General features: G+C 68.0%; 7 protein-coding genes. 6 read left to right on the forward strand and 1 reads right to left on the reverse strand.

Translation table 11 applies throughout. The annotated features are described in order from the left end of the window. Nucleotides 1–121 precede the first annotated feature (121 nt). Nucleotides 122–766, reverse strand: coding sequence for an OmpW family outer membrane protein (locus ABE488_RS04550; RefSeq protein ID WP_346447315.1), 645 nt, complete (start codon nucleotides 764–766; stop codon nucleotides 122–124). Between the two features lie 401 nt (nucleotides 767–1,167). Here ABE488_RS04550 and ABE488_RS04555 point away from each other — a divergent pair, with 401 nt between their 5' ends. From ABE488_RS04555 to ABE488_RS04580, 6 genes are all read left to right on the forward strand, one after another. Continuing rightward, nucleotides 1,168–2,973 carry a dihydrolipoyllysine-residue acetyltransferase gene (locus tag ABE488_RS04555; RefSeq protein WP_346447316.1) on the forward strand — a complete coding sequence of 602 codons (1,806 nt, stop codon included), beginning with the start codon at nucleotides 1,168–1,170 and terminating at the stop codon, nucleotides 2,971–2,973. Between the two features lie 163 nt (nucleotides 2,974–3,136). Further along, nucleotides 3,137–4,753 carry a GNAT family N-acetyltransferase gene (locus ABE488_RS04560; RefSeq protein ID WP_346445386.1) on the forward strand — a complete coding sequence of 539 codons (1,617 nt, stop codon included), beginning with the start codon at nucleotides 3,137–3,139 and terminating at the stop codon, nucleotides 4,751–4,753. After that, nucleotides 4,753–6,597, forward strand: coding sequence for a dihydrolipoyl dehydrogenase (gene lpdA, locus ABE488_RS04565; protein WP_346447317.1), 1,845 nt, complete (start codon nucleotides 4,753–4,755; stop codon nucleotides 6,595–6,597). The genes ABE488_RS04560 and lpdA overlap by 1 nt, the downstream gene beginning before the upstream one ends. A gap of 750 nt (nucleotides 6,598–7,347) precedes the next feature. Then, nucleotides 7,348–10,491 carry a TonB-dependent receptor gene (locus ABE488_RS04570; RefSeq protein WP_346447318.1) on the forward strand — a complete coding sequence of 1,048 codons (3,144 nt, stop codon included), beginning with the start codon at nucleotides 7,348–7,350 and terminating at the stop codon, nucleotides 10,489–10,491. Nucleotides 10,492–10,620: 129 nt separating this feature from the next. Further along, nucleotides 10,621–11,376, forward strand: coding sequence for a SapC family protein (locus tag ABE488_RS04575; RefSeq protein ID WP_346447319.1), 756 nt, complete (start codon nucleotides 10,621–10,623; stop codon nucleotides 11,374–11,376). Between the two features lie 5 nt (nucleotides 11,377–11,381). Beyond that, the gene (locus ABE488_RS04580) at nucleotides 11,382–12,395 is read left to right on the forward strand and encodes a cupin-like domain-containing protein (RefSeq protein WP_346447320.1); all 1,014 of its coding nucleotides are present in this window, start codon (nucleotides 11,382–11,384) and stop codon (nucleotides 12,393–12,395) included. Nucleotides 12,396–12,401: the final 6 nt, after the last annotated feature.

Raw genomic sequence — 12,401 nt, forward strand, 5'->3', positions numbered from 1 at the left:
TCCTGCGGCCCCTCTCTGTAATGTCGCCCCCTACAATCCACCCCCCCCCCCGGGTTCTTGGCCAAACAAAAACGGCCCCGCACAAGGCGGGGCCGCTGGGCACGCTCTGGGAGAGAGAGGATCAGAAGCGTGCGCCGATACCCACACCCACGGTCCACGGGTCGAGCTTGAGGTCGCGCTGCACCGTCTGGCCGGCCTGCTTGACGTCCGCACGGCTGCGCAGGTAGCGCGCATCGGCACGGGCGAACCAGGTGGAGTTGATGTTCATATCGACACCGACCGTGCCGATCGCGCCCTTGGGCGTGGTCAGGCTGACATGGTCACCACCGCCGCCGAGGTCTTCCCTGCTGATGTTGGACTGGTGGTAGCCCAAACCGACGAACGGACGGAAGGTGTTGTCGACGTCACCGAAGTGGTACTGGCCGCTCAGCGCGATGGGCTGCTGCTCGACAGTGCCGATCTTGCCGCCGTCCTGCTTGACGCGATGATCGAACGAATCGAGTGCGCCCCACAGCTCGGCGCTGATGTTGTCGGTGAAGTTGTATGACACCGAGGCGGTCGGCGCCGGGCCGCCATCGACCTTCAGCCCGTTGTTCCGCTCGCTGTCGTTGGTCGGCTGCAGCAGCGTGACGCCGCCGACGACCGAGAAACGCTTGCCGGCCGCGGTGTCGGTGTCCTGGGCGAAGGCCGCGGACGAGACCGCGAGCGATGCCAGGGTGGCGAGGATGAGGCTGCGCTTGTTGAGGATGGACGCGTTCGGCTTCATGGGGGAGTTCTCCTTATGCTTGTTGCCTTTGGCGCCGGCAGCGCGAACGCGCCGGCGGGATTCTCGCGGTCGGGACCGGAAGTCCTGTCGCGACCCTCCTCTTCGGGAAGGCGCGGCCATGCTGTCTGGGTCATCCTGAATCGGCGATTTGCGCTATCTGAAGCGTTCCTGACGCTTCACGCCGGCTTCGGAAATCTGCGCAGCGCGTTCATCGCAAGGCCCGTTGCCAAGCGGGTTCGTCGGGCGCGGGCCACAACCACCGTGGCTGTACCCCAGACGAACGCCATGGACGCGACGCAATGTTCCGCGATCGACTTGGGTGCCCGATGCGGCATCACGGCAGTTGGCGCCGGACCTGCGGGGCGCCACAATAGTGGGTCACGAGATGCTCGGAGGGCCGCATGGCCGACCTGAAAGAAGCGCGCGTTCCCGACATTGGCGGGTATGACGATGTCCCGGTGATCGAGGTGCTGGTCGCCGTCGGCGATACGGTGTCGGTCGACCAGGGCCTGGTCACGCTGGAATCGGACAAGGCCACGATGGAAGTGCCCTCGACCGTCGCCGGTGTGGTCCGGGAACTGAAGGTCAAGGTCGGCGACAGCCTGTCGGAAGGCAGCGTGGTCGCGCTCATCGAGGCCCAGGGTGACGCGGCTGATGCATCTCCCCCGCAAGCGGGGGAGGTCGACGCGCGCAGCGCGTCGGGTGGGGGCACGGCGCAGGACAAAGGCGGCACGGCACCCGCCCCAGCCTCCGCTGCCAGCGGGACCGCGCGTGAAGAAGCGCCCCAGGCGCCGGCCGGCGGCGGTGGCACGCAGGAATCGAAGGTGCCCGACATCGGTGGCTACGACGACGTGCCGGTGATCGAGGTGCTGGTGGCCGTCGGCGACACCGTGGCCAAGGACCAGGGCCTGGTCACGCTGGAATCGGACAAGGCCACGATGGAGGTGCCGGCCGCGGTCGCCGGCGTGATCAAGGAATTGAAGGTCAAGGTCGGCGACACCCTGTCGGAGGGCAGCGTGGTCGCGGTCATCGAGGCCCAGGGTGATACGGCGCAGGAGCGCGCGGCTGATGCATCTCCCCCGCGAGCGGGGGAGGTCGACGCGCGGAGCGCGTCGGGTGGGGGCGGGGCCGCCGCGCCCGCCAAGTCCAAGGACGACAGCGCGGTCGAGCCGGTCGCGCCGCAGGCCAAGGCCGATCCGATCGCGCAGGCCTCGATGGACCATCGGCCGGCCGGCAGCGGCCAACCGCCGGTCCGTTTCGATGCCGAGGCGATCCTGCCGGGCAACGTGCCCTACGCCAGCCCCGCGGTGCGGCTGTTCGCACGCGAGCTCGGCGTCGATCTGGCCCAGGTGCGCGGGACTGCACGCGCCGGGCGCATCACGCGCGAGGACGTGCAGCAGTTCGTCAAGGGCGTGCTGGCCGGCGGTGGCGCCTCGAAGGCCGGTGCACCGGCCGCGGCCGGCGGCGGCCTGAACCTGCTGCCGTGGCCGAAGGTCGACTTCGCCAAGTTTGGCGAGGTCGAGGTCCAGGAACTGGGCCGCATCCAGAAGATCTCGGCCGCCAACCTCGCGCGCAACTGGGCGATGATCCCGCACGTCACGCAGCACGACGATGCCGACATCACCGATCTGGAAGCGCTGCGCGTGCAGCTCAACAAGGAGAATGAGAAGGCCGGCATCAAGCTGACCATGCTCGCGTTCCTGATCAAGGCTTCGGTCGCGGTGCTCAAGCAGTACCCGCGCTTCAACAGCTCGCTCGACGCGGCCGGCGAGACGCTGACGCTCAAGAAGTACTTCCACATCGGTTTCGCCGCCGACACGCCCAACGGGCTGGTCGTGCCGGTGATCCGCGACGCCGACAAGAAGGGCGTGCTGGAGATCTCCCAGGAGATGTCGGCGCTGGCCAAGAAGGCGCGCGACGGCAAGCTCGGCCCGGCGGACATGCAGGGCGGGTGTTTTTCGATCAGTTCGCTGGGCGGCATCGGCGGCACCAGCTTCACCCCGATCGTCAACGCGCCGGAAGTGGCGATCCTGGGCGTGTCGAAGTCGGCGATCAAGCCGGTCTGGGACGGCAAGCAGTTCCAGCCGCGCCTGATCCTGCCGCTGTCGCTGTCCTACGATCACCGGGTCATCGACGGCGCCGCGGCCGCGCGCTTCACCGCGACGCTGGCGCAGTTGCTCGGCGATATGCGCCGGGTGCTGCTGTAAGAACCCGCTCAATGTCCTGCTGCGCTTGCCATCCGACGCGCGTGCGGTGCTCGGCATGCTCACGTACCCCACGTACGCTGCGCTTCCTGCCCGCCGCCACGCGCCACTTGGCGGTGCTCGCGACGGACCTTGACCGGGTGCAACGCAAGCACTGGTTGCCGGCATGAGCGATCCGTCCACGCGCGAGCGGGCGCGATTGACGTTGCGCCATGCCGGCATCGCCGATATTCCGGCGATCGTCGCACTGAGCGAGCGCGTCTACGGACGCGACAACGGCTACACGGCCGAGATGCTCAACGGCCAGATCGCACAGTTTCCGCAGGGCGTGTTCGTGGCGTTCTACGACGGCGTTGCGGTCGGCTACTGCGGCACGTTCCGCATCGACGAGCGCACCGCGATGGCGCCGCACCGCTGGCTGGAGATTTCCGGCGGCGGCTATGCCTCGCGGCATCTGTCGACCGGCGACTGGCTCTACGGCATGGAGGTCTGCGTCGACCCCGACCATCGCGGGTTGCGCATCGGCCGCCGGCTCTACGAGCTGCGCAAGCGGCTGTGCCAGGAGCTGCGGCTCAAAGGCATCGTGTTCGGCGGACGGCTGCCGGGCTTTTCGCGCCGCGCCCGTACCTATCGCGGCGACGTGCGCGCGTATGTCGCCGACGTGTGCGCCGGGCGCATCCGCGACCGCGCGCTGAGCTTCCAGCTGCGCAACGGCTTCGAGCTGATCGGCGTGTTGCCCGGCTACCTGCCGCAGGACACCGAATCGGCCGGCTACGCCGCGCACCTGGTCTGGCGCAATCCCAAGATCGACCCGGACGCCGACCCGCGCGGCACCGCGCGCCCGTTGCCCGATTCGGTCCGCGTGGCGACCGTGCAGTACCAGCAGCGCCGCGTGGCATCGTTCGAAGAGTTCGCCACCCAGGTCGAGTATTTCGTCGACATCGCGGCCGACTACCGCGCCGACTTCGTGGTCTTCCCCGAGCTGTTCACGCTGCAGCTGCTGTCGGTGGAGAACAAGCCGCTGTCGCCGGTCGACTCGCTGCTGGCGCTGACCGGTTACACCGAGCGTTTCGCCCAACTGCTGTGCGAGTTGGCGGTTCGCCACAACATCAACATCATCGGCGGCTCGCATCCGACCCGGACCAGCGACGACGACGACGGCAAGGTGCGCAACATCTGCTACGTCGCGCTGCGCGACGGCTCGCTGCATACCCGCGACAAGCTGCACCCCACGCCCAACGAGCGCACCTGGTGGGGGATCGGCGGCGGCGACAGCGCCCAGGCGATCATGACCGACTGCGGCCCGATCGGAGTGATGATCTGCTACGACAGCGAATTCCCCGAGCTTGGCCGGCACCTGGTCGACCAGGGCGCGATGATCCTGTTCGTGCCGTTCTGCACCGACACCCGCGAAGGCTACCTGCGGGTGCGCTACTGCTCGCAGGCGCGCGCGGTGGAGAACCAGTGCTACGTGGTGCTGTCGGGCAACGTCGGCAACCTGCCGGGCGTGAACAACTTCGATATCCAGTACGCGCAGAGCTGCATCCTCACACCCTGCGATTTCCCGTTCGCGCGCGACGGCGTCGCCGCCGACACCACGCCCAATGTCGAGCAGGTGGCGTTCGCCGACCTGCGCCTCAACGATCTGACGGTTGCGCGCAACGACGGCACCGTGCAGAACCTCAACGACCGCCGCCATGACCTGTATACGCTGAGCTGGGCCCGGCGCCCGGCATCGCGCGTGGCGGTGCCAGAACAGACGCAACCCCCGGAGAACGCGTGATGGCCAAGACCCTCGAAGTGACAGTCCCCGACATCGGCGGCTACGACGACGTGCCGGTGATCGAGGTGCTGGTCGCCGTCGGCGACACCGTCGCCAAGGACCAGGGCCTGGTCACGCTGGAATCGGACAAGGCGACGATGGAAGTGCCGTCCTCGCACGCGGGCGTGATCAAGGCGCTGAAGGTCAAGGTCGGCGACACGCTGTCGGAAGGCAGTGTGGTCGCGGTGATTGAAGCCGAGGGCGACACCGACGGCGATGCCAAGCCGGCTGCGGGATCTGCCAGCAAGGCGCCCCCACCCCAGCCCGCCCCCGCGAACGGGGGCGGCAGCAAGCGCGAGGCACCGGGCAGCCATCCGCCGGTCGCGCGCTCGCATCGCGCGCCGGCCGAGCCTGACGCGGTGAAGGCCGCCCCGTCGTCGGGCCGCAAGGCTGACGTGGAGTGCCGCATCGTCGTGCTCGGCTCCGGCCCCGGCGGCTATACCGCCGCGTTCCGCGCCGCCGATCTCGACCTGGACACTGTGCTGATCGAGCGTTACGACACGCTCGGCGGTGTCTGCCTCAACGTCGGCTGCATCCCCTCGAAGGCCCTGCTGCACGCGGCCGACGTCATCGACCAGGCGCAGCACGCTAGCGACTACGGCGTGGCGTTCGGTGCCCCGAAGATCTCGCTCGACAAGCTGCGCAGCTACAAGGACAAGGTCGTCGGCCAGCTGACCAAGGGCCTGGCCGGGATGGCCAAGCAGCGCAAGGTACGGGTGGTCGCCGGCACCGGCACCTTCGTGTCGCCGAACGAAATCGAGGTGGTCGCCCAGGACGGCAAGACCACGCTGGTGCGATTCGAGCAGTGCATCATCGCCGCCGGCTCGCAGGCGCTCAAACTCCCGGGCTTTCCCTGGGACGACCCGCGCGTGATGGATTCGACCGATGCGCTGGAGCTGGCCGAGGTGCCCAAGCAGTTGCTGGTCGTGGGCGGCGGCATCATCGGTCTGGAGATGGCCACCGTGTACCGCGCGCTCGGCGCGCAGGTCACCGTGGTCGAACTCGCCGACCAGCTGATGCCCGGCGCCGACAAGGATCTGGTCAAGCCGTTGGCCGACCGGCTCAAGAAGCAGGGCGTATCGGTGCACTTGAAGACCAAGGTCGTCGAGGCCAAGCCGGAGAAAACCGGCATCGTCGTCGCGTTCGATGGCGAGAGCATTCCCGACACGACGCTGTACGACCGCGTGCTGGTCGCCGTCGGCCGCTCGCCCAACGGCGCCAAGATCGGCGCCGACAAGGCCGGCGTGCGGGTGGGCGAACGCGGCTTCATCCAGGTCGACGCGCAGATGCGCACCAACGTGCCGCACATCTTCGCGATCGGCGATCTGGTCGGCCAGCCGATGCTCGCCCACAAGGCCACGCACGAGGGCAAGCTCGCGGCCGAGGTCGCGGCGGGCGAAAAGAAGGAATGGGTCGCGCGGGTGATTCCGTCGGTGGCCTACACCGACCCGGAGATCGCCTGGGTCGGCATCACCGAGACCGAAGCCAAGGCCAAGGGGCTCAAGGTGGGCGTGGGCAAGTTCCCGTGGGCGGCCAGCGGCCGTGCGATCGGCCTGGGTCGCACCGAGGGTTTCACCAAGCTGGTGTTCGACGAGGCCACGCATCGGATCGTCGGTGCCGGCATCGTCGGCGTGCATGCCGGCGATCTGATCGCCGAAGCTGCGCTGGCGATCGAAATGGGGGCCGAAGTCGCCGACATCGGCCACACGATCCATCCCCATCCCACGCTCAGCGAATCGGTGGCGATGGCCGCCGAGGTCTACGACGGCACGATCACCGATCTCTACCTGCCCAAGCGCAAGTAGTCGTCCAGCGCGGCGGATGCCGCGCATGCCGGTGCGTGCGTGCCGATGAACCGGGCAAGCCGCCGGCGCCATCGATCGACGGTGCCGCGCGGCCGGAGCGGGGCCTGTGTACGGCGTGCACGGGCCAGTGGCGGCGTCGACGCGATGCGTGCGGACAGCGCGCAGATCCGGCTTGCGGGCAAGTGCCCGACAGGCCGTGGAAGCGCGGAACCGAAAGACGCCTGTCAGGACACGAGTGCCGGCCGGGATGTTTGAATTGCTGTGCGATCGGCGCCGGCATCTCCAGGCCCGGTCGCGACAGGAACAAGCTCGCAGCCGCGCTTGCATGCCCGCAACTGTTCCGGTCGCGCGCGGCCAACGGGCGATACGCGACGGCGCCGTTTTGTTGCAGTGCATGGTGACAACGCCGGCCGTCCGCTATACACCTGCGTCCGAATGGTAGCGCTATCAGCCGGCTGCCTTTCGTGACACGTGGGTGAGCTGGGGGGCAGTGCGCCAGGCAGGGGGCCTGGATGCGGTGCGGGGTGAAGAAGGCCGTTTCGCCAGGATCGTTTGCACGACACAGCAAACGGGTGCTGCCGTGTTGGGGCGCCCGTTGCGGTGGGAAACGGACGCTTCGTCGAGCCCGAGCGCGCACGCGAGGTACAGAGGTCGGTAGTGCCGGATCCGCTGCCTGCGGAGACGGATCGTGACGTACGCCGGGAGCCGCCAGCTCGCGGTTGTTCCCATTCCGATGCTGAGGACCCGTCAATGAGCAAGAAGTTCAGGCGTTTGAAGTCGACGGCAATGTTCACCTTCGTGGGGGGGGTGCTGATCATCAACCCCGCGTTCGCACAACAACCGCCGACGCCGCCCAATCCGAGTGCGGACACACGTGCCGCCGCCGAGCCGCAGGACGCCACGACGCTCGATGCGGTCGTGGTCAGTGGCATCCGCAACAGCCTCAGCCAGGCGATGGACACCAAGCGCGACGCGGCGGGCGTGATCGATGTGATCAGCGCCGAGGACATCGGCAAGTTCCCCGACACCAATCTCGCCGAGTCGCTGCAGCGCATCACCGGCATCTCGATCGAGCGCCGTGACGGCGAAGGCGCGCAGGTCACGGCCCGCGGCTTCGGGCCGCAGTTCAACATGGTCACCCTCAACGGTCGCCAGGTGCCCGGCGCGGACGCCTTCGGCGCCGCCGGTCAGGTGGCGATCGGTGGCGTGGACGGCGGGACGCGCGCCTTCAACTTCGCGCAGTTGGCGGCCGAATCGATCAGCGGCATCGAGGTGTACAAGACCAGCCAGGCGCACGTGCCGAGCGGCGGTATGGGCGCGACCATCAACATCCTCACCGACAGGCCCTTCAACCACACGGGCATCGTCGCCAGCGCCGGCGCCAAGGCGGTATCGGATCGCAGCCAACTGTTCGACGACGACTTGACCCCCGAACTGTCGGGGATCTTCAGCTACACCAACGCCGACCGGACCTTCGGCGTGGGCTTGAGCGGCAGCTACCAGAAGCGCAAGGGCGGCTCGGTGCAGGCCACCGAGAACTATTGGAACGTCCAGCCGTGGACGGGCACGATGCCGGGCAATCCGCAGGTGACCAACGCGCCGGGCGTCGGCGACCTCTACGCGCGCCCCAACGACCTGCGCTACGCGTTTTCCGAGTTCGACCGCGAGCGCATCAACGGTCAGGCGGTGCTGCAGTTCGCGCCTACCGACAGCCTGACCCTGACCCTCGACTACACCTACTCCACCAACGAGATCACCGAAAATCGCGGCGAGCAGGGCATGTGGCTGCAGAACAGCGACTACACCCATGTCGAGTTCGACACCTCCGGTGCGGTGGCCACGCCGATCTACATCCGCGAGATCGCCGGCACCAAGGATTTCGGCCTCGAGCAACAGCGCAGCATGCAGAAGTATCGGCTGGGCTCGCTGGGCTTCAACGCGGTCTGGGACGTCAACAGTGATTTCCGGCTGAGCTTCGACGCGCACAACTCCAAGACCGAGAGCCTGCCCAATGATCCGCTCACCGGTGGCGGCTCGATCTTCATGAGCGTGGCGGGCACCAACAACTGCACCACCGGGCCCCATTGCGGCGGCTCGTGGGTGCAGGAGCTGGTCTTCAACAACGGCCTGCCGGTGGGCACCCAGACGTGGTACCCCACCACCGCCGATGCGATGGCCGGGACCAACGGGGTCGTCAATCCCGGCTTCGTCGCCGGCGAGATCGGCTCCCAGGTGCTGCGCGTCAATGCGCAGACCCAGGTCAGCGAAATCGAGCAGGCCCGGCTCGACGGCGAATGGATGTTCGATCAGGGCCGCTTCCAGTTCGGCGTGGATTCCAGCACCGCGAAGACCCATCGCCTGCAGGCGGCGGAGGCGTATTCGACGCTGGGCGACTGGGGCGTGGCCAACGTCGATGGGGATGTGGCAGGCGGCTTGATGGATCTGCTGCAGCCGCTCGACCTGGTGGGCCTGTTCCACGGGCGCAGCATCAGCAGTTGGCCGGCCTGGCGGGGCAATGCCGGTGCGCTGGCCCAATGGGCACGGGGGCAGTACGGCGTCGGCCTGGGCGTGAGCCCGCAGAATGCGGCGGACAACCGGGTGGAGGAGAAGACCCGCTCGGCCTACATGCAGGTCTCGCTGGACGGCGAACTGGGCGGCTTCACCACCAATACCCGCATCGGTGTGCGCTACGAGACCACCGATGTCGTCTCCACGTCGGTCATCGCCACCCCCGAGGCGATCGAGTGGCAATCCAACAACGATTTCCGCATCGTGCTGTCCGATCAACTCGAACCCTTCAGCGAGTCGAGCAGTTACAGCTACATCCTGCCGAACCTGGATTTCAGCATCGACTTCACCGACCAGCTCAAGGGCCGGGCCTCGTTCGGCAAGAGCATCGCGCGCGCGCCCTACGGCAATCTCTATGCAGGCCCCGGCGCGCAGCAGCCCTTCGGCTCGGTCCTGCTGGACCCGTCCAGCCGGGCCAGCGGCAACGCGCAGAATCCGTCGCTCAAGCCGCTGGAGTCGGACAACCTCGACTTCGCGCTGGAATGGTACTTCGCCGAATCGAGCTACGTCTCGCTGACCTACTGGAACAAGTCGGTCAGCAACTTCGTCGGCAATACGGTGAGCCAGGAGTCCCTTTACGGCTTGACCGACCCGACCTCCGGGCCCGACGCCCAGGCCGCGCTGGCGTTCTTGCAGAGCGCGCAGTGCCGCGAGCAGGTGGGGCCGGCCAACGCGGCGGCGTGCTCGGGCAATGACACCTCGCTGTTCACCGCGCTGGCGCTGCTGCGCAACGATCCAGCGGGTCTGGGCGCGTTCAACGGCACCGGTGCCCAGGCGCTGGCGACCGAGGCCGCCTACGACCTGTACGGCACGCCGGACGATCCGCTGTACCTGTTCAACGTCAACCGGCCGATCAACCAGAACCAGTCCAAGCTGCACGGGTGGGAGCTTGGAGGCCAGTACTTCTTCGGCGACAGCGGGTTCGGGATCCTGGCCAACTACACCATCGTGCAGGGCGATGTCGGCTACGACGATGGCGGCGATCCGGGCATCGACCAGTTCTCGCTCACCGGGCTGAGCGATACCGCCAACGTCATGTTCATGTACGAGAAGTACGGCTGGTCGGTCCGCCTGGCCTGGAACTGGCGCGACGAGTACCTGATCCTCGCCAACCAGGGCGCCAGCCGGAATCCCTATTACGTGGAGGCCTACCAGCAGTGGGATCTGAGCGTGAACTACGCGCTCGATGCGCACTGGTCGTTCGGGCTGGAAGCGATCAACCTGACCAGTGAGGAGGTGCGTTGGCACGCGCGTACCGATCAGCAGATCATGAAGCTGGCCGATCAGCGTCCGCGCTACATGCTGGGAGTCCGCTACAAGTTCTAGAGAGGGGGGCGCGCGGGCCGCCGGCCCCGTCGCTGGACTCGGCGTCGGTCGTAGACCGGCCGATCCGGCGGCGGGGGCCGCTGTGGATGGCCGGCGTCACAGGTGGGAAACCGGCACGACGGAGAGGTGATGGCGCGTTACGAACTGCTCAACAACGTGGCGCACAAGGACTTGCGCGTCGCGACCGGCTTCGGCGCGCAGTTCGGCGACGACGTGGGCATGGTGCCGGCGTTCCCCAGCGAGTACGCCGAACTGCAGCGCGAGTACCCGATCTTCTTCCGGAAGGACTCGGACGGGCAGTGGGGCTCGGTGGCGTTGCTGGGATTCGAACAACGGGAAAACCTGTACCTGCGCGACGGCCGCTGGAATGCCGCCTACCTGCCCGGTGCCGCGGCGAAGGGGCCGTTCCTCATCGGCTTCCAGGAGCAGCGCATCGATGGCGAGCTCCGCCGCGAGCCGGTGATCCATGTCGATCTCGATCACCCGCGGGTCCGCACGGACGAGGGCGAGCCGGTGTTTCTGCCGCAGGGCGGCAACAGCCCGTACCTCGATCATGTCGCCGGCGTGCTGCGCGGTATCCGCGACGGCGTCGAGTTCGGCGCAGCCATGCTCGCGGCCTTCGATGCCCTGGGGCTGATTCAGCCGGTCAAACTGGCGGTGGACCTGGACGATCGCCATCGGGTGGATGTCGGGGGGCTGCACAGCATCGACCGCGAGGGCCTGGCAGCGCTGGACGGACCGGCGCTGGCGCGGTTGAACCGGGCGGGTTACCTGGAAGGGGCGTACCTGGTGCTGGCCTCGCTGCACAACGTGCGTCGGCTGATGGCCGAGAAGCAGCGCCGCCTGCGCGAGCAGGACGCGGCGACGCCGCTCCCGGACGCCTGAGCGCCATGCCCGCGGTCATGCGCTCGATCGAGGTCCGCGACGCGGACGCACTGCCGCTCGATGCACTGGTGTCCGAGGGGCAGCCGGTGCTGCTCAAAGGCGTGGCGCGCGACTGGGGACTGGTACATGCGGGGCAGGTCTCCACCGCCTCGGCCATGGCGTATCTGCGCGGCTTCGACACCGGCCGGCCGGTCACCTATTCGTTTGGCGAACCCGCGATCCAGGGACGCCCGTTCTACAACGAGGATTTCACCGCTCTGAATGTCGAGGTCCGTCGCGGCGGACTCGGCGAGGTCCTGGATGCGATCGCAGCCCATCTCGACGACGCCCAGCCGCCGACCTACTACGTCGCCTCGCTGCCGGTGGCGGGCGCCTTGCCGGGGTTCGGCCAGGAGAACGACTTGCGCCTGGCCGACCGTGGCGTCCCTCCGGTGCCGGGTATCTGGATCGGCAACCGGGTCGTGGCCTCCTGCCATTACGACGTGCCCGACAACCTGGCCGTCTGCGCGGTGGGGCAACGGGCGTTCACCGTGTTCCCGCCCGAGCAGATCGACAACCTCTACCCGGGGCCGCTCGATCCCACGCCTGGCGGGCAAGTCGTGAGCCTGGTCGACTTCGACCGGCCCGACCCTGCGCGCCATCCGCGCTTTCACAAGGCGCTGGCCCATGCGCAGACCGCGCTGCTGGCGCCGGGCGATGCCATCTTCATTCCCGGCATGTGGTGGCATCACGTGCGCAGCCTCGCGCCGTTCAACGTGCTGGTCAATTACTGGTGGCGCAACGCGCCGGCATTCCTGCCATCGCCGGTGTCGGCGCTCCACCACGCGCTGTGGGCGATCCGCGACCTGCCCGAGCGGGACAAGGCGGCCTGGCGGCACGTCTTCGACTACTACGTGTTCGGGCCGAGCGCGCGCGCGGGCGAGCACATCCCCGAGCAGGCGCGCGATGTGCTGGGCACGATCGACGAGACCCGGGCGCGACGCATCCGCGCCCTGTTGCTGGGCCAATTGAACCGGTGAACGGAC

It is taken from the genome of Luteimonas sp. TWI662 (assembly GCF_039673825.1).
In the GTDB taxonomy this organism is placed as follows: domain Bacteria; phylum Pseudomonadota; class Gammaproteobacteria; order Xanthomonadales; family Xanthomonadaceae; genus Luteimonas.